Below are 17,946 nucleotides of genomic sequence, written 5' to 3'. Positions count from 1 at the left end.
AAGTTAAATTTGTTTTTATTACAGAGGTGGCCCAATAAAAAAATGCAAACGAATCGGAATACTGTCTTCACTAATTCCTGCACCCACATCAATACGAATCGGACCAACTGGTGAAGCCCAGCGTAAGCCAAGACCTACACCATATTTTGTATCATTGCTAAAATCTTCATTGTAGGCATTCCCCACATCGGCAAATACGGCAGCACGCCAGCCTTCTTTAAATTGATAATTATATTCCAGTGAGCCTACAGCCAATGCCTGACCACCTAACAATAAATCATCTTCTTTCGGGGAGAGACTTTTATAGTCATAACCACGGATACTTTGGTCACCACCGGCAAAATAACGTAAATTGTAAGGCACCTGATCAAAATTATCCGTCACAATATAACCAGCATCGGCACGACCAACAAATTGATGATCAGCATTTTCACCTAAAGAATAGATAAACCGCCATCCAGCATTTAGAATTGCCATATCTGTTTCGGTGAGCAAACTTTTTGATCCAATTTCGGCACGATAGAATTGACGAAAACCTTTGGTCGGATTGACCCGATTATCCTGATTGGTCCGACTAATTTCATAGCCAAACAATAGGGATTCCTGTTCTGGGTCAGAACTAATGACTTTAAAGGCATCCGGAATATCATCATAATCGATATTGTCGCCCTTGGTGGTGATTCGATCCAGACGATAACGCACAGATAAGTTATGCTGCCATTCACCCAAAGGCCGTTTAATGGTGCGTTCTGCACCGATCACAGCAGATTCAATATCTAGCTCTACGCCTTGTCCAATCTGATCTCGTACTTCACGTTCATAACCACCGACAATGTTAAAATAATCGTTGAGTGGATCTTTATAGGGAATCATATAGCGACCATCAATGGATTGCCGGATTTGTGACAATTCCATGTTGGCATCAAAACTATGTCCCCGATCATTAACAATAGAACGACGATACTGGGTTCTCAAACGTACGCCAGTATCAGTACCATAACCAATACCCGTTTCAAGGTTATTTAAGGTATCTGCATTCAAGTAGACAATCACCGGAATTTTTTTATCTTGTCGCGCCTGAGCCTTTAATTGCTCATTCTCATCATCATTGTCTGATTGATCTGTATCAGATGCGGTTTTGAGTGTTTGCTCATCTTGTGCTCCTGCAAATACTGTTTCATCAACCACTTGCTGGGATTTCACTACAGTAGCATCATCGGCTTCGCTAGAAACAGTGGCATCTTGTTGGCTTTGGCTCTGTTGTAAAAGCTGTTTTACATCATCAGGCAGTTCCAATGGCACATCAAGCGGATCCGGCTTGATGACGTTAACCAGTGCATAATTAAAATAACGGCTGTTAATTAGGTTATTGGATAACAAATTCACCCGCCAGCTCATATAATCATCACCGTCCTTAAATGGTACCAGTTTCTCTAATACAGAACGACGCAAAGGAAAAGGCTTATCAGGATCGCTCATACGAAATTCCACCCCTTGCAACTGGTAACGCTCACCAGTTTCGTATTTTAAGCTAATGTCTGCTGTATTTTCCGGTAAAGTGACTTTGGCATCATGCATGCGCCAATATGCATCAAAATAGCCCTGATCACTGCCAGCATTGCTAATACGGGTTTTGGTGGTTTCATACAAGCCGTGATTAAAAATATCCCCTTCATTTAAATCTGGTACCACGGAAATTACCTGAAAAGCTGGACGGGTTGCACCCGCACCTGAAAATTCAATCAGTTGTGACTTTACTGTCACAGGTTCATTCGGTTTAACCGCAACCACCAGATCATTGTCATCTGTTTTAGTGAACTTAAATCCGGGTTCATAATAACCGACCGCCTGCGCTGCCTGCGTGGTCAAATTTCTAATTTGTGGCAAAGCGACATTAAAGTCTTCAAAAGCATCAACGGTAAATGTAGATAATTTGGCCTCAATATTTTCTGCCAGCAATGCCTCAGCCGGCTCGCCATTGGTACCTGTTACCGTGACATTGATTTTAGGCAAGACTTCAACCTGTTCGTTATTATCATTACCACGTCTAAATAACCGCGCCAAAAATCCACGTTTTTTGGTTTCGGTCATGGCACTGGTTTGTGGATTGCTTGGATCTTCGCGTGATACATCTGCCTGAAATTGTGGTAATTGTACCTGATCTGCCTGAATCTCCTGTATCAATTGATCCACTTTATTCTGCTGATCCTGTGGCGCAGTGACAGTCGTTTGCAATAAAGCATCATCTGCCTTTTGTGCATCAATGGCTTGTCTAACTGTAGGTAATTGTTGTTCCTGCTGTTTGGCTTCCTGTTGTGCTTCTGCCGCAATTTGATTAATTTCATTGAGCATGGTCTGATCAACAGATGGGATATCGGCATCATTCAGTTGATACACTGCTTCGGTTTGAAATTCCTGCAATGCGGCATTTAGATGTTGTTGATCTGTCTGGGTGTTTTCTGTTTGTTGTTGTAGCGCTTCCTGAATTTGTGCTGTTTGTTGCTGTTCATGTTTTTCAATTGCGGTATCGACATGGCTGCTATCTGGACTGGAAAGCACCATATCCTCTGCATAAGACACTGTAGAAAACACACAACTTATACCAAGCAAAACAGTTTTGCTATAACGAGATACATACAATAAATCATCAACAGCAATTGCCAATAGAGATCGATTAAGTATTTTCTTGTTTGGATTCGGCATATTGAACTCAATTAAATTTGGCGTTTCCCAAGAGATGATTCTCTTTTGTTCACGCCAACTTGTAAAGCACCTATATTCATACTTTACAAACTATCTTAAACTATAGACAAAATTTTACCCAAAATTCCTATTTACAGGGCGAATGAATGCCAACCAAATCAAACAGCTTGCTCATGTCACGCCGATTTCTACCGATGTTCCTCACCCAGTTTTTCGGCGCATTTAACGATAATATTTATAAATACGCCTTACTCATGGTGTTTACCTATGGCTGGATTAACCGTGGTGAGATCAACATTAGCACATTAAATAATGTTGCTGCACTTTTGTTTATTTTACCCTTTTTTATATTTTCTGCCACCGCAGGACAGATTGCCGATCGCTATGAACGCTCACAACTGATCCGCTGGCTTAAAATTGGCGAAATCTGCATCATGCTTTTGGCAACTGTCGGATTTTTCCTTGGTAATTTGTGGATTTTACTGTGTGCTTTATTCTTAACCGGTACACAGGCTGCATTTTTTGGTCCGATCAAATATGCAATCTTGCCGGATATTTTAACTGAACAGGAATTGATGTCCGGTAATGCGATCTTTCAATCCGGAACGTCACTGGCCATTTTACTCGGTATGGTCATCGGTGGGATTGTCATTTCACTCTCGGCTGGTAGTATGTGGTGGATTAGCCTGACTGTTCTGGCTGTAGCAGTAATGGGCTATTTTTCCAGCCGCCAAATTTTAAAACAAAAAATTGCTGATCCAACATTGAAAGTCAACTGGAATTTTTTTGTCACCAGCGGGCAAATTATTCGACTAAGCTATGGTTTACCGCTCATCTTCTTCATTTTACTCGGTAACTCCTGGTACTGGTTTTACGGTGCAACAATCATCACACAAATTCCTCAAATGACCCAGCAATATCTGCATGGCAATGAAAATGTATCCAGTGTGGTACTAACTTTCTTTTCCGTAGGTGTAGTGATCGGTTCGGCATTATGTAAAAAACTTAGCGGCAATAGCGTTAATATTAAAATGGTACCGCTTGGTTCAATTGGTTTAACCCTATTTGCGTTTTATTTATCCTGGGCATTAGGTAGTGTGCCGCAACAACATGGCGAATATTTCAATATTGCACAGGTATTTGGACAAGGCGTTAGCTATTACCATGTTTTTGCCGCTGTAACCCTGCTCGGGATCAGTGGCGGCTTTTATATCGTACCACTCTATGCCATGATGCAGGCCAAATCACCAGAAACCCAACGTGCCAGAATTGTCGCAGCTAATAATATTTTTAATGCGATTTTTATGGTCACCGCTGCAATTTTTTGCATCATCGTACTGAGTAGTTTACAGTTGACATTATTACATTTATTTAACATTACTGCTATTTTAAGTGCTGTAGTGACAGGTCTGTTAATTGTCAAAATTCGTCAGCGCTTAAATACCTAATAACAGAAATACAGAGGAAAATGCGATGCGTCAATTTACCGGTTTAGACCGCATGATTAATTCTTTTGATCAGGCTCTACGCAGTCTGGTGCCCGGCGCAACCGCTGCACACCGTCATAATCCAGCCACCGACTTAGACTCACAACTGACTATTAATGAAGCACGTCATGTTGCAGGTTTAATGCGGGTGAATCATAGTGGTGAAGTCTGTGCTCAGGCACTCTATCATGGTCAGGCCATGACAGCCAAATTGCCAAGTGTGCGTCTGGAAATGGAACATGCTGCCGAAGAAGAACAGGATCATCTGGCATGGTGTGAAGATCGCCTAAAAGAGTTAAATAGCTATCCTAGTCTGTTAAATCCAGTCTGGTATAGCCTGTCTTTTGCCATGGGTGCAGCAGCCGGTATTGCCGGTGACAAATACAGCTTGGGTTTTGTCGCAGAAACGGAAAAACAAGTCAGCGCACATTTACTTTCTCATCTTGCGCAACTTCCTGCACAGGATCAACGCTCAAAAGTCATTCTGGAACAGATGAATGAAGATGAGTTACATCATCGTGATACAGCCTTAAATGCCGGTGGTGTAGACTTGCCTGTTCCGGTACGTATTGTCATGACCCTTATTTCAAAAACCATGACCAAAACCAGTTATTATGTATAATTCGCTTTTAACTCGTTATGCTTTATAATTTTATTGTAGATAAAAATCAAATGACTAAAAAAGCCCTGATCACTCAAATCAGGGCTTTTTATTATGCAGCAGACATCAAGGTAATCTTGGTAAAATGTAAATCATATTCCAGATATTTCTGCACAAAAGCTGCTTTATCCTCACATCGCAAAAGATTCCGGTGCACAAATTCAGGCACAGATTTAAAGATTGCCCCACTGCCATCACTATAAAATAGTTTCAGGCATCTAGAGGACGCATCATATTTAAACATCGTGACTTTTAAATCGAGCATAAAGCACCTCTCTTTTGTATGTGAAACGGTACAAGCTAGCTTTGCAATTTTTATACCGATTGATCAACACAATGATCAATCATTAGACAGTCATAGCATGAAAGAAGGCTTTTGTACAAAAGTTTAAGGTGTTGATTTATAGTTTTTTTGCATATGCTTGTTGGAATTTTACGATATGGATGGCTGAGTTCTGGATTCTAGCTACCGATTCCAGCACATTGCGAATTCGGCATGTTGCGTGTGTGCATCAATATTTTGCGTCAAAATACTAAAATAATGTTTTTGATAAAATTCAACAGCAGCGGTATTTTCAGCGTATACATTTAAATTTAACTGGCGATATTGTGTTTTTAAAAAATTTAATAAGGCTGAACCATATCCTACACCCTGAAATTCAGGATCAATAAACAATGCAGCCAGCATATCTTGATCTTCAAGCAAAGAGGCAAAACCCTTAATACGATGAGTATCTTCAATCACATAATTTTTTGCGACAGGTAGATAAACATGTTTCATATCAACTATTTTTTCATGCCAAAATGAATCTGGAATAAAATTATGGGCCTGAATAGAAGCATTCAACCAGATATTTAATATATCTTGCATATCTTGTGATAAGGCTTCACGTATTATAAACATGCTATTTATACTCGAATTTTAAACATTTTTTACCAAACTCAACTCTGTCATCGGCCAGCGTGGTGTAGTGGTAACTGCCAAATCATCCTGCTGTCCGGCTTGTAAGCGCTGATAACCGGCAAAGGCAATCATGGCGCCATTATCAGTACATAAAGCAGGTTCGGCATAATAGACTTTAGCCCCCATCCCACTTAAAGAATTTTCCAGTTTTTCCCTTAATCGTTGATTGGCACTCACCCCGCCAGCAATGACCAATTGCTTTAAACCGGTCGCTTTTAATGCCCTAATCGATTTTTTGACCAGTGTATCCACTACCGCTTCCTGAAAAGATGCCGCAATATCCGCTTCTCGTCCCTGTCCTTCTACGGCCTTGATCTGACTCGACACGGCTGTTTTTAAACCACTAAAAGAAAAGTTTAATGCTTGCTGCATCAAGGGACGTGGAAATGCAAAGGCATCAGGATTGCCCTGCAATGCCAGCTTGGCAATTTGTGGGCCACCGGGATAAGGTAAATTCAACATTTTGGCGACCTTATCAAAGGCTTCACCTGCGGCATCATCAATCGACTCGCCCAAAAGTTCATATTGTCCCAGCGCATGTGCTGCCATTAATTGTGTATGTCCGCCTGACACCAATAAAGCCACAAAAGGAAATTGTGGTGGATTTTTTGACAATAACGGCGCAAGTAAATGTCCTTCCATATGATGTACACCAATCGCAGGAATATTTAAGGCAAATGCCAGACTGCGCCCAAACAATGCGCCTGTCATTAAAGCACCCATCAAACCCGGGCCACGAGTATAGGCAATCGCATCAATTTCAGATTTCTTTAGGCCACTTTGTGCCAGTAACTCATCCAGTAAAGGAATAAGTTTACGCACATGATCTCGTGATGCCAATTCCGGTACCACACCGCCATATTCTGCATGTAGCTTGATCTGACTATAGAGTACCTGCCCCAAAAGTCCTTGCTTGCTGTCATACAAAGCCAAGCCTGTTTCATCACAAGAGGTTTCCAAACCAAGTACAATCATGTCAAAAATGCCTATTTCTATGGGGTTATTTGGATTCGCTGTCATTATAGACTTGTACTTATGATTGTAAAAGCGTAAAATGTTGCACTCATTCACCGTAAGTACGTGGCGTACTTGCATTTATTTATCCATCATCTAACAGAGGATTCTACATGCCACAAGTTAAGTTAAAAGAAGGCGAACCAGTTGACGTTGCGATCCGTCGTTTCAAACGCTCATGCGAAAAAGCAGGTGTTTTAGCCGACGTTCGTAAACGTGAATTCTACGAAAAACCAACGCAAGAGCGTAAACGTAAAAAAGCTGCTGCTGTTAAACGTTATGCGAAAAAAGTTGCTCGTGAATCTATCCGTACAACTCGCCTTTACTAACTTGTTCTCATTAATCTACAATTTGTAAAAAGAACGCGACTATGACCACTTTAAAAACTCAAATTACTGATACACTTAAAACCGCAATGCGTGCCAAAGAAATGGCAGTTGTAACAGTGATTCGTGGTCTACAGGCAGCGATCAAACAAATTGAAGTAGACGAACGTATTGAACTTGACGATGCTCAAGTGCTTACTGTCGTCGAAAAACAAGTAAAACAACGCAAAGAATCGATCAAAGCCTTTTCTGGCGCTGGTCGAGATGATTTAGCTAGTAAAGAACAAGCCGAACTTGAGGTACTCTCTCAATTTCTACCAGAAGCTATGACTGAGGAAGAGCTTGATTCTCTCATTGAGCAAACGATTACTGCTCAAAGTGCAACTAGCATGAAAGATATGGGTAAGGTGATGAATTCTCTACGTCCGATCATAGCCGGACGTGCCGACCCTTCACAAGTATCCGCAAAAATAAAAGCCAAACTGGCCTAATTACCAAAAACTAATTGCCGAAACTGGTTGTCTTAACGCCCTACATTTTATTTTTCTTATGCCTCATCCGAAATGATCACAGGCTTTTTTGCGCTGCATAACATTTTGCCCAGTTGCCACTCTTCGTTTCCCACTGTTTTTAGCCAATCAAGTGAAACACAAGCATAAAAAATGATAAATTGTCTTAAAATGATAAATCATTATTTGCAGGTTTGACTTAAAGTATTGCCAATTTAGACATATCTAATAAATCGTAGAGTGGTAAACTCAAATCAGACTTTATTTTCTTTGCGTCGCATTTTAATATGAGAACGCAGTAAAAAAATTTAAGTTAAATTGACCATTTGCTTAAATTTATTTTGTCTGATAGGCAGAATGTTCCACCTAGTCAGCGCTTGGAGATTTAGATGAAGAAGTATCAGTGTATCGTTTGTGGTTGGATTTATGATGAAGCAGAAGGATGGCCACAAGATGGTATTGCCGCTGGAACAAAATGGGAAGATATTCCCGATGACTGGACCTGTCCGGATTGTGGCGTGTCAAAAGCAGATTTTGAAATGATTGAGATCTAAATCGAACCATCAGGACCATGCACTTTTGCATGGTTTTTTATTTATTCAATGTTGTAAAATTTATCGTTTAACGTGGAGATTAGAATGCATCCTATCGTCATTATTGGTTCTGGTATGGCTGGTTATACACTTGCAAGAGAGTATCGTAAACTTAATCCAGAGCAGGAACTGGTGATGATCTGTGCAGATGATGCCATCAATTATGCCAAGCCGACGCTATCAAATGCACTTGTCGGTAAAAAAGCACCGCAACAGATTGCTTTGGGCGATGCAGAAAAAATGAGTTCCCAACTCAAAATGACCATTCAGGCACATACTTGGGTCAAATCAATTGATAGTACAGCACATACCTTACAGCTTGAGCATCAGGGCGAACATTCTACCCTCTACTATCAAAAACTCATCCTAGCAGTAGGTGCCAATCCGATTCGTTTGGCCATTTCCGGTGATGGTGCCGAAGATATTCATGTCGTCAATAATCTAAATGATTATCGTGCTTTTCGTGAACGACTGGATCAACGCCCCGATAAGCGTGTACTCATACTAGGTGCCGGTCTGATTGGTTGCGAATTTGCAAACGACCTGCAAAATACCGAACATCACGTTACTGTGGTCGATTTAGCCCCCCAACCTTTGGGTCGTTTATTACCCTCGCATACAGCAGCAGCCTTTCGTCAAAATCTCGAAGAAGCAGGCATCAAATTTATTCTTGGCACAACCGTAGATAAAGTCAATAAAATCGCCAATGATGATTATGAAGTAACGCTGGCAAATGGACAGCGCTTTGTGGTGGATGTGGTCTTGTCGGCCATTGGTTTACAACCGAATCTGGATTTGGCCAAACAAGCAGGTATCCTTACCAGCCGTGGCGTCATTAGCAATTCATTATTGGAAACCAATCTACCTGATATCTATGCCATTGGCGATTGTGCAGAAGTAAATGGTACATTATTGCCTTATGTAATGCCATTAATGCAACAAGCCCGTGCCTTGGCCAAAACACTGGCAGGTGAAACCACACATGTACATTATCCTGCGATGCCGGTCGCCGTCAAAACGCCTGCTGCACCACTCACCGTTTTACCGGCACCCGCCAATGTCGAAGTCAACTGGGAAACAGAAGAATTTGATGATGGCATGTTGGCTAAGGCATTTGATCCACAAGGAACATTGCGTGGTTTTGTTTTGCTGGGCGCCACAGCAGGCAAACAACGTCTGACCTTGGCCAAACTTGTTCCAGATCTTATTCCACAAGGCTAAAATATCAATATTCTGTTTTTCCATCATTAGAAAGGTATGTCTCTTCTAATGGTGGATCTGCATAGGATAAAAAACAATGACAAATGTCTTACAACTTAAAACCTCGCCTTATACGCCCTTTATGCAGGAAGCGACAGTTGAACTGTCTAACCAGCAAACGCTACACATTGAGATCGGTGGTAATCCAGCCAATCCCACCATATTGCTGATTATGGGCTTAGGTGCACAAATGCTGTTCTGGCCCGATGCATTTTGTAAGCAACTGATTGATGCTGGTTTTCAGGTCATTCGTTTTGATAATCGTGATATTGGTTTGTCCAGCAAAATAAGAAAAAAAGGCAAAAGATTGAATACCATCAAAATGATGGGCCGTTTTAGCTTTGGTTTGTCTAATGAAGGGGCGCCTTATAATCTGTATGATATGGCAGAAGATGCAAATCTTTTGCTTGAAGCACTGCAATTAAGTAAGGTTAATGTGATTGGTGCGTCAATGGGCGGTATGATTGCACAAATTCTGGCGGCACAGTATCCAGAAAAAGTAGATCACCTTGGCTTATTATTTACCAGTAACAATCAGCGTTTTTTACCACCACCGTTTCCCAAACAATTATTTAGCCTAATTGGGCGCCCAGAAAATCGTGATGAAGACAGTATCATCCGTCATTCGATTAAAGTCTTTAATAACATTGGTTCACCGGGTTTTGTTAATCAGATTGAAACGGCACAGACTGCACGTAAACTCTATCAACGCAGTTATTATCCGACAGGAATCTTACAACAATTTTTGGCAATTCTTTGCACAGGGTCACTTTTACATCTTGACAAACAAATTCAACAGCCTACGATAGTCGTGCATGGTAGTCGTGATCGGTTATTGCCACCTGCTCATGGTAAAGCGGTTGCAAAAGCGATCAAAAATGCAAAATTTGAACTGGTCGAAGGTATGGGACATGATATTCAGCCCTATTTTATTCCAAAACTGGTTCAGACCTTTGTACAATATTTTAATCATTGATTTCCCAGGACATTATGGCCGCTTTACCTTCACTTCGTCAGCTTTCCTATCTGGTAACCTTATCTGAAACCTTGCATTTTACTGAAGCTGCACGTCGTTCATTTGTCACTCAATCCACCTTATCGGGTGGCATTATGGAATTGGAACGTCTTTTAGGAGGCGTTCTTGTAGAACGAGATCGACAAAATGTGCGATTAACACCCTTAGGTGAACAGGTCGTTGCCCGAGCACGTGTTCTTTTGGCAGATGCACAGGATTTAATGCGACTCAGCCGGGAAATGAGTGAACCTTTAACCGGTGATTTGCACCTTGGCATTATTCCCACCATTGCGCCCTTTATTCTGACGCAACTGTTGACCGCAGTACAAACTCAGTTGCCGCGTATCAAGCTCCACCTCCATGAAGCGCAGAGTGAAAAAATTCTCGAAGGATTGGAGCATGGTAGTCTGGATATGGTGGTTCTGGCTTTACCTTTTGATACGCATGGTTTAAAGGTTAAAGAAATTGCCACGGAAAAACTATTCATTGTCTGCAATCGTAATGACAAACAAACTGTACAGGCAAAAACCATTGATGATCTGGATTTGTCGCGATTGATTTTACTGGAAGAAGGCCATTGCTTACGTGATCATACCTTGAGTGTTTGTCCGGTGAATGATCGTAAAAATGACTCACGCCTTAAAGCCAGCTCATTACCGACATTATTGGAAATGGTTTTGGCAGATCTAGGTTTTACCATGCTGCCGGAAATTGCCATTCAAAATGCAAATCTGATGTCACATGAAAAACTGCTGATTCATCCAATCAAGAATCCACCGGAACGAACGCTTGCTTTAATTACCCGTAAAAGCACGCCATTACAAACCGAATTTGATTTATTACAGCAAATTCTGGTGACCATCAGTCAAACGATTTTATCCGAAAATGCCAAATATCTGGATAAGCAATAACCTGCTTATAATGATATTTACTGATTCAGACTAATCGATAAGCAATTGATTGAATTAAAATTTAAAGCCATACCATATCATTTTGATTATCGTATGGCTTTTTTAATTAGCCTTCGATAAATACATTTCTTTGACTATATTTGCGACCTGCTCTCCCCAAAGCGCATAAATTTCTTTACCGGGATGAAAGCCATCAGGTGCCATAGGCAGATTGAGCGCTTGCAATGTTTTAATATCATTTTCAATCCATCTGAATTGATCATGTAAAGCCAAATATTGTTGTAATGATTGATTCATCTGCTTGGCATACTTTCCCAATAGCCAAGCCAAAGGATTCGGTAAAGCAGGAAAATGCTGCATCGGTGGTACACTAAAGACAATAATCACTTTAGGCTGAAAGCGGTTGTGTAATTGGGTAAATAGCTGTTGCTGTTGTTTCAACCATTTTTTTATTGAGATCAATTGTGTCACATCATTGACACCAACTGATGTCACGATCACATCATAATTTTTTTGATCCAGTTGTTGTAGATCATGCAGTACCTGTTTACTGGTATGCCCAGTCTGCGCCTGCAATTTCCAGCTGATACAATATTCATTTTCCAAATTTGTAATAATTACACCGGATAGTGCCTGTTTTTGAGTCTCAACCCCAACACCTGCCGCCGCTGAATCGCCTAAAATAAGAAGTGATAAGGGTAAGCTGTCCACTAATCCCTTCACGCTCACCACTCGGCTCAGCAAGTCTTGGAATACTTTTTCGGACTTTAGACCCTTGCAGTACGATAATGGGTAATAAAGCAAACGTTGCGAATTTCAACCACATTGTTATCACTCCTATCTTGGCTGGGTTAATGTTTGTAAAACCAAAAATAATGGGGTATATAACAATACCCCAGAACCGCTTTTATAATTGCGCTGCCAACTCGGCACCTTGACGGATCGCACGTTTTGCATCCAGTTCACCCGCCTGTTTGGCACCACCAATCAGGTGTACAGATTTTCCTGCCTGTTGCAACTCATCGAACATGGCAGTAAAGGATTCCTGTCCGGCACATACCACAATCTGATCGACGTCCAGTACAGTCTGTTGATCATTTACGGTGACATGTAAACCTGCCTGATCAATCTTGTCATACTGCACACCCGAGATCATTTTAACTTGATGATGTTTTAAGCCGGTACGATGAATCCAGCCTGTGGTTTTGCCTAGATTAGCACCGACAGGAATGGCTTTGCGCTGTAATAAATACACTTCACGTTCAGGCGCATCATATTGTGCAGGCTTTAAACCACCAACATGTTCATATTGCGGATCAATGCCCCATTGACGATAGAATTTTTCTGGATTCACTGTAGCACTTTCACCACGCTGTACCAAAAATTCTGCCGTGTCAAAACCGATACCACCAGCACCGATAATGGCTACTTTTTTGCCCACAGGCTTACGATATTTTAGTACATCCAGATAACTCAGTACCTTATCTGAATTACTGCCTTCAATCGCTAAATGGCGTGGTATTACACCAGTGGCAATCACAACTTCATCAAATTCTGGCTGATTCAGTTCTGCAAAAGTAGCTCTATGATTCAGTTTTAATTCAATCTGGGGATGCAGCTCAATCTGACGATTAAAATATCGTAAAGTTTCATAAAATTCCTCTTTGCCGGGAATAGTTTTGGCGATATTGAACTGACCGCCGATTTGATGTTCGGCTTCAAAAATCGTGACGTTATGACCACGACGTGCCGCATAAATGGCAAAACTACAACCTGCCGGTCCTGCCCCAACCACAGCAATATGTTTGGGCTGTGTGGTTTGGATAAATAGCAATTCTGTCTCATACCCAGCTTCGGGATTGACCAAACAGGTGGCTGTTTTATGGGAAAAAATATGATCCAGACACGCCTGATTACAGCCAATACAGGTATTAATTTCATCACTACGGTCCTGAGCTGCCTTTAATACAAAATCCGGATCTGCAAGCATTGGACGCGCCATCGAAATCATATCGGCCTGTCCTTGTGCCAAAACATATTCAGCCATTTCCGGTGTATTGATCCGATTCGAAGTAATTAAAGGAATACTGACATGTTTTTTAAGTTTTTCTGTAACCCAAGTAAATGCAGCGCGAGGAACTTTGGTGGCAATGGTTGGTATACGTGCCTCATGCCAGCCGATCCCAGTATTGATAATGGTTGCACCAGCCTTTTCAATCTCCTTGGCAAGTTGAATGACTTCATCAAAAGTTGAACCGCCTTCGACCAAATCCAGCATGGACAAGCGATAGATAATAATAAAATGTTCACCGACCGCTGCACGAATATGTTTTATAATTTCAATCGGAAAACGTATCCGGTTTTCATAGCTTCCACCCCATTCATCTTCCCGATGATTGGTTCGGGCTGCAATAAATTCATTGATCAGATAACCTTCCGACCCCATCACTTCCACACCATCGTAGCCGGCATATTGCGCCAGTTTTGCACAATTGGCAAAATCATCAATGGTTTGCACCACTTCACTAGCAGTTAATGCTTGAGGTTTCACCGGATTAATCGGTGCCTGAATTGCAGAAGGTGCAACAATATTTTCCTGATAAGAATAACGCCCAGTATGCAAAATTTGTAAAGCAATCTTGCCACCTGCGTCATGGACAGCTTGTGTGACAATTTTATGCTGTTCTGCCTCTTGTAATGTTTCCAGTTTGGACCCGCCAGCAAACACCACACCGGCGGCATTGGGTGCAATACCACCAGTTACAATTAGCCCAACATCGCCTTGCGCTCGTTTGGCATAAAATGCAGCAAGACGTTCAAAACCATTGGCCTGTTCCTCCAGACCAATATGCATAGATCCCATTAATACCCGATTTTTAAGTGTGGTAAATCCCAAATCCAATGGTTTTAATAAATGTGGATATGCAGACATTTAAACTCCTTAGCTGGCAAATATAATTGCTGGCAAATTTTCCGATCATAAATTCATCATACAGCAAACTATGCAATATATTGCATAATCTTTAGAAGGTGTTATAAACGATAGAAATAAACTATGCAATATGTTGCATAATAATTTACAATTAAAATAGATAAAACGGAGTGCTTGTATCTTATGTCCTTATCCCATGTTCTTTTAACCAGCTTACTAGAAAAACCAAGTACTGGGATTGCTTTGGCACGTCGCTTTGATCGTTCGATGGGATTTTTCTGGCATGCTACGCATCAACAAATCTATCGCGAACTGGGACAAATGCAGAACAAAGGATGGATTAGTACCATTGAAACCGAGGATACAGATTCCCGCAAAAAAACCTACCAGGTTGAAGACATTGGTAAACAGGAACTTTATCATTGGATCTTACAGGAAAGCCAGCCCGCCAAATTGCGTGATGAATTAATGGTAAAATTACGCGCCGAAGCACAACTGGGCGGTGATTTAATCTTGCCTGAATTAAAAAGACATTTGACCTTGCATCGCACGCAACATGATTTATATAAAAATATTTTTGCAAAAGATCAGCAAAAGCAATCTAATGGTCAGACACGTGCCATGATGATTCAGCAAAAAATTCTCGAACTTGGTATTCAACTAGAGGCTGGCTGGATCGTCTGGATTGAAGAAATGATAGAGATTTTGCAACAAGATCACGACGCAAAGGAATAATTGAATGCCACACTATCTCATGCCCGATCAGGAATCACTCTATGTCCGCCAAATCGGAACAGGTGAACCTGTGCTCATTTTATCCGGTCTGGGCATGAGTAGCTGGCAATGGTTACCGTTTATTCTGCCAAGTTTAAAATCACGGTCCTTTATTATTCCTGATTTTCGCGGTTTTGGTGGCTCCAAACATTGTAAAATTCCATCTTCCCTGAATGCCATAGATAGTCACTGGCAAGATATACATGCACTTTTACAACAGCTCAATATCGGGGAAATTGATGTCATTGGCTATTCCATGGGTGCAACAACGACAATGCATGGTTTAAAATATGGTCAGTTTAGTCAATATATCAAACGCTATTTACATATTGATCAAAGCGCAAAAATCAAGAATGATGAATTGTGGAATTTTGGTCTATTGGGCGAACAACAGCAGCAGCTTTTACAATTAATGCTTAAAATTTCTGGTCTGGTAGAGCCCTATCAGCACTATTCATCTATTGCCAATTTACCAAAAGATATACAAATTCAACTGCTAAACTTATGGCTGGAATTTATGCAATTGCAAAATCCACATTCGCCATTGACTGCATTACTGGGTAAATTGCCTTTGAATAAAGTCCAATCTCACCTTATGCCATTACAATCATTGCAATATATTCTCTGGTATCTGCACACCTATCTTGAACATGATGAAGATTATCGTGATGCCATTGCAAGCCTAGATAAACCCACACATTTTATTATTGGGAAACAATCTTCTTTATATGGATATCATGGACAACTGGAAATTGCCCAACAACTTGATGATGCAACCATTCATCTTATGGACAAATCCGGGCATGTGCCATTAATGTCAGAACCGGTGAAATTTGGTAAAATTTTAAATGAATTTTTACGTGCTTCCTAAATCTAAAACCCCAATTTTTTTAACATTCTTTTATATCTTGTTGAATCAATATTTTAGAATCACAGTTTAAAACTTTGGTGTTTTATTAATTTTCGCTCTAATGCTTTAAAATAGCTTAGCTTTTTTTAAAAATTTTAAGTTTGATGCCGCATAGGCAGCTTAGAATGCCAAAAAGACGCATAACACGACGCACACTAAGTTTGATGCCGCATAGGCAGCTTAGAATCCTGTAGGATTTTGGCAGGGCTACAACGCAATTGTTTGATGCCGCATAGGCAGCTTAGAATTCTAGAATGTATTAAGTATTCTAACAATCCATGTTTGATGCCGCATAGGCAGCTTAGAATATTGGGCAAATCACGCCAATCAAAAGGCTTATGTTTGATGCCGCATAGGCAGCTTAGAATTCATCAGGTCAGGTGCAAAGTTAATGAGCATTGTTTGATGCCGCATAGGCAGCTTAGAATTTACTGTGTCGCCCACAGATTCGATCAATAAAGTTTGATGCCGCATAGGCAGCTTAGAATTCATCCATTTCATAGATATAGCCACGCCCCAAGTTTGATGCCGCATAGGCAGCTTAGAATTCTGCGTCGATCACGGGTGGTCCCTATGGCGAGTTTGATGCCGCATAGGCAGCTTAGAATTCGTAATCGAAAGTGTTTGATCCAAATCGTCCGAGTTTGATGCCGCATAGGCAGCTTAGAATCTTATCTGGGTTCTATTGTTGATACATTTAATGTTTGATGCCGCATAGGCAGCTTAGAATTTGTTGTAAATACGATTTGTTCAGACATGGGGAGTTTGATGCCGCATAGGCAGCTTAGAATTTCATCAGCAAAGACCAGAACACGTTCTGGATGTTTGATGCCGCATAGGCAGCTTAGAATTCTCTCCAGTCTTTAATTAAGGCACGGCAATAGTTTGATGCCGCATAGGCAGCTTAGAAACAGTTGCGACCGGAGATTTGACTCGCACCAATGTTTGATGCCGTATAGGCAGCTTAGAAATAACAGGCATTTTGCCACATCATAAAATCAATGGTTAATACCACATAGGCAGCTTAATATTATTTAAAATGATACTGCTGCATCCATGTATCAATCAATGCTACAGTTTGCGGCATAAATTGTCCCATGTCATACATATGGTCCGAACCTTTTAACTCAATATAGGTGGCGTTTTTATATTTTTTTGCTGTGGCTTTGGCTATTTTTGCTACCACAATTTTATCATCCGTTCCGGAAATCACCAGTACCGGGGTTTGGATTGCATCGGTATCGACAGTTGCTGCTTTTTTTCGATCCAAAAACCAAAATGCTATTTCGGCATAGACCCGTCCGGATTCTGCCACCAAGCTTTGATAAAATTGCTGACGTAAATGTTCCGGCTGATGATTCATGCAATACTTAAAGACTCGATCTTCGGTAGGAAACAAAGGCTTTTTCCAGAAACCCCATTGTAAATAATGCCGATAAAATGCTGCCAACATGGTGGGATATAATGCAAAAATACCTGCCATCGGTGCAGGTCCCAATAATACAACACCCTTATGATAATCCGGATGTCGGGCAGCCAGTAATTGTGCCAACAATCCACCGAGTGAATGTCCCAAAATAATGGGTGGGCTGTCCAGTGATAAAAGTAACTGGCTTAAATCATCCACATAATCTATTAGACTAACAGAGGCAACTTTTTCTGCACCTTCTGCCATCGGCAAATCATGATAACGTAAAGTCGGGGTATGAACCGTTAAACCCAATGCCTGCAAAGCAGGGACAAAATCCCCCCAAGAATCCCCTGTACACCATGTCCCATGAATTAAAATAATATGTTGTTTTGCCGACATACCTGTCCAACCTGATTCATTATTGCTGATGTAAAGTAAAGATAGCATAAAAATCAAGCATTACAGTAGGATTAAAC

General features: G+C 41.0%; 16 protein-coding genes, 1 pseudogene and 1 CRISPR repeat array. Of the genes and pseudogenes, 10 read left to right on the top strand and 7 right to left on the bottom strand.

Features of this window, described 5'->3' with window-relative positions; all coding sequences use genetic code 11:
* Positions 1-18 precede the first annotated feature (18 nt).
* Positions 19-2,703, bottom strand: coding sequence for an autotransporter assembly complex protein TamA (locus tag CRO21_RS05205; RefSeq protein WP_097078276.1), 2,685 nt, complete (start codon positions 2,701-2,703; stop codon positions 19-21).
* A gap of 146 nt (positions 2,704-2,849) precedes the next feature.
* On the opposite strand from CRO21_RS05205, the gene CRO21_RS05200 reads away from it, so the two are divergent.
* Entirely contained in the window at positions 2,850-4,151 is a 1,302-nt protein-coding gene (locus CRO21_RS05200) for an MFS transporter (protein ID WP_097078275.1), read from the top strand.
* Between the two features lie 25 nt (positions 4,152-4,176).
* Positions 4,177-4,812 carry a 2-polyprenyl-3-methyl-6-methoxy-1,4-benzoquinone monooxygenase gene (gene coq7 / locus CRO21_RS05195; protein WP_097078274.1) on the top strand — a complete coding sequence of 212 codons (636 nt, stop codon included), beginning with the start codon at positions 4,177-4,179 and terminating at the stop codon, positions 4,810-4,812.
* 91 nt (positions 4,813-4,903) lie between these two features.
* On the opposite strand, the gene CRO21_RS05190 is transcribed toward coq7, so the two are convergent.
* The 3 genes from CRO21_RS05190 to tsaD form a co-directional block, all read right to left on the bottom strand.
* Positions 4,904-5,116 (bottom strand): KTSC domain-containing protein, encoded by a 213-nt coding sequence (locus CRO21_RS05190; RefSeq protein ID WP_087620688.1) that lies wholly within the window; start codon positions 5,114-5,116, stop codon positions 4,904-4,906.
* A 201-nt stretch (positions 5,117-5,317) separates the two neighbouring features.
* Positions 5,318-5,755 (bottom strand): N-acetyltransferase, encoded by a 438-nt coding sequence (locus tag CRO21_RS05185; RefSeq protein ID WP_097078273.1) that lies wholly within the window; start codon positions 5,753-5,755, stop codon positions 5,318-5,320.
* Positions 5,756-5,773: 18 nt separating this feature from the next.
* A complete protein-coding gene (tsaD, locus tag CRO21_RS05180) occupies positions 5,774-6,790 on the bottom strand; it encodes a tRNA (adenosine(37)-N6)-threonylcarbamoyltransferase complex transferase subunit TsaD (protein ID WP_097078272.1) in 1,017 nt (338 codons plus the stop codon).
* Between the two features lie 152 nt (positions 6,791-6,942).
* Between tsaD and rpsU the strand changes: the two genes are divergently transcribed.
* From rpsU to CRO21_RS05150, 6 genes are all read left to right on the top strand, one after another.
* Positions 6,943-7,158 carry a 30S ribosomal protein S21 gene (gene rpsU / locus CRO21_RS05175; protein WP_087620690.1) on the top strand — a complete coding sequence of 72 codons (216 nt, stop codon included), beginning with the start codon at positions 6,943-6,945 and terminating at the stop codon, positions 7,156-7,158.
* A gap of 41 nt (positions 7,159-7,199) precedes the next feature.
* Entirely contained in the window at positions 7,200-7,646 is a 447-nt protein-coding gene (locus tag CRO21_RS05170) for a GatB/YqeY domain-containing protein (RefSeq protein ID WP_097078271.1), read from the top strand.
* Between the two features lie 407 nt (positions 7,647-8,053).
* Complete coding sequence (rubA, locus tag CRO21_RS05165) at positions 8,054-8,218, top strand: rubredoxin RubA (RefSeq protein ID WP_000760495.1); 165 nt, start codon at positions 8,054-8,056, stop codon at positions 8,216-8,218.
* An 84-nt stretch (positions 8,219-8,302) separates the two neighbouring features.
* Complete coding sequence (locus CRO21_RS05160; RefSeq protein ID WP_097078270.1) at positions 8,303-9,478, top strand: NAD(P)/FAD-dependent oxidoreductase; 1,176 nt, start codon at positions 8,303-8,305, stop codon at positions 9,476-9,478.
* A 76-nt stretch (positions 9,479-9,554) separates the two neighbouring features.
* A complete protein-coding gene (locus CRO21_RS05155) occupies positions 9,555-10,493 on the top strand; it encodes an alpha/beta fold hydrolase (RefSeq protein ID WP_097078269.1) in 939 nt (312 codons plus the stop codon).
* A 14-nt stretch (positions 10,494-10,507) separates the two neighbouring features.
* Positions 10,508-11,443: a hydrogen peroxide-inducible genes activator gene (locus CRO21_RS05150; RefSeq protein WP_097078268.1), complete on the top strand. Its 936-nt coding sequence runs from the start codon at positions 10,508-10,510 to the stop codon at positions 11,441-11,443.
* A 102-nt stretch (positions 11,444-11,545) separates the two neighbouring features.
* On the opposite strand, the pseudogene CRO21_RS05145 reads toward CRO21_RS05150, so the two are convergent.
* A pseudogene (locus tag CRO21_RS05145) lies at positions 11,546-12,269 on the bottom strand (SGNH/GDSL hydrolase family protein).
* Between the two features lie 81 nt (positions 12,270-12,350).
* A complete protein-coding gene (locus CRO21_RS05140; protein ID WP_097078267.1) occupies positions 12,351-14,375 on the bottom strand; it encodes an NADPH-dependent 2,4-dienoyl-CoA reductase in 2,025 nt (674 codons plus the stop codon).
* Positions 14,376-14,558: 183 nt separating this feature from the next.
* On the opposite strand from CRO21_RS05140, the gene CRO21_RS05135 reads away from it, so the two are divergent.
* Positions 14,559-15,110, top strand: a complete 552-nt coding sequence (locus CRO21_RS05135; RefSeq protein WP_097078266.1) for a PadR family transcriptional regulator — start codon at positions 14,559-14,561, stop codon at positions 15,108-15,110.
* Between the two features lie 4 nt (positions 15,111-15,114).
* Positions 15,115-16,020 (top strand): alpha/beta fold hydrolase, encoded by a 906-nt coding sequence (locus tag CRO21_RS05130; RefSeq protein ID WP_097078265.1) that lies wholly within the window; start codon positions 15,115-15,117, stop codon positions 16,018-16,020.
* Positions 16,021-16,158: 138 nt separating this feature from the next.
* A CRISPR array of direct repeats spans positions 16,159-17,030; the repeat unit is 28 nt; unit sequence GTTTGATGCCGCATAGGCAGCTTAGAAT.
* A gap of 59 nt (positions 17,031-17,089) precedes the next feature.
* On the opposite strand, the gene CRO21_RS17880 is transcribed toward CRO21_RS05130, so the two are convergent.
* Positions 17,090-17,917: an alpha/beta fold hydrolase gene (locus CRO21_RS17880; RefSeq protein ID WP_409449481.1), complete on the bottom strand. Its 828-nt coding sequence runs from the start codon at positions 17,915-17,917 to the stop codon at positions 17,090-17,092.
* Positions 17,918-17,946 lie beyond the last annotated feature (29 nt).

It is taken from the genome of Acinetobacter puyangensis (assembly GCF_900096995.1).
Classification (GTDB): domain Bacteria; phylum Pseudomonadota; class Gammaproteobacteria; order Pseudomonadales; family Moraxellaceae; genus Acinetobacter; species Acinetobacter puyangensis.
This window is presented reverse-complemented; position numbering and strand designations above follow the sequence as displayed.

Excerpts from the sequence above, each read along its gene's own strand:
- CRO21_RS05205 (WP_097078276.1), bottom strand. The coding sequence starts at position 2,703 with ATGCCGAATCCAAACAAGAAAATACTTAATCGATCTCTATTGGCAATT.
- CRO21_RS05200 (WP_097078275.1), top strand. The coding sequence starts at position 2,850 with ATGCCAACCAAATCAAACAGCTTGCTCATGTCACGCCGATTTCTACCG.
- coq7 (WP_097078274.1), top strand. The coding sequence starts at position 4,177 with ATGCGTCAATTTACCGGTTTAGACCGCATGATTAATTCTTTTGATCAG.
- CRO21_RS05190 (WP_087620688.1), bottom strand. The coding sequence starts at position 5,116 with ATGCTCGATTTAAAAGTCACGATGTTTAAATATGATGCGTCCTCTAGA.
- CRO21_RS05185 (WP_097078273.1), bottom strand. The coding sequence starts at position 5,755 with ATGTTTATAATACGTGAAGCCTTATCACAAGATATGCAAGATATATTA.
- tsaD (WP_097078272.1), bottom strand. The coding sequence starts at position 6,790 with ATGATTGTACTTGGTTTGGAAACCTCTTGTGATGAAACAGGCTTGGCT.
- rpsU (WP_087620690.1), top strand. The coding sequence starts at position 6,943 with ATGCCACAAGTTAAGTTAAAAGAAGGCGAACCAGTTGACGTTGCGATC.
- CRO21_RS05170 (WP_097078271.1), top strand. The coding sequence starts at position 7,200 with ATGACCACTTTAAAAACTCAAATTACTGATACACTTAAAACCGCAATG.
- rubA (WP_000760495.1), top strand. The coding sequence starts at position 8,054 with ATGAAGAAGTATCAGTGTATCGTTTGTGGTTGGATTTATGATGAAGCA.
- CRO21_RS05160 (WP_097078270.1), top strand. The coding sequence starts at position 8,303 with ATGCATCCTATCGTCATTATTGGTTCTGGTATGGCTGGTTATACACTT.
- CRO21_RS05155 (WP_097078269.1), top strand. The coding sequence starts at position 9,555 with ATGACAAATGTCTTACAACTTAAAACCTCGCCTTATACGCCCTTTATG.
- CRO21_RS05150 (WP_097078268.1), top strand. The coding sequence starts at position 10,508 with ATGGCCGCTTTACCTTCACTTCGTCAGCTTTCCTATCTGGTAACCTTA.
- CRO21_RS05140 (WP_097078267.1), bottom strand. The coding sequence starts at position 14,375 with ATGTCTGCATATCCACATTTATTAAAACCATTGGATTTGGGATTTACC.
- CRO21_RS05135 (WP_097078266.1), top strand. The coding sequence starts at position 14,559 with ATGTCCTTATCCCATGTTCTTTTAACCAGCTTACTAGAAAAACCAAGT.
- CRO21_RS05130 (WP_097078265.1), top strand. The coding sequence starts at position 15,115 with ATGCCACACTATCTCATGCCCGATCAGGAATCACTCTATGTCCGCCAA.
- CRO21_RS17880 (WP_409449481.1), bottom strand. The coding sequence starts at position 17,917 with ATGCTATCTTTACTTTACATCAGCAATAATGAATCAGGTTGGACAGGT.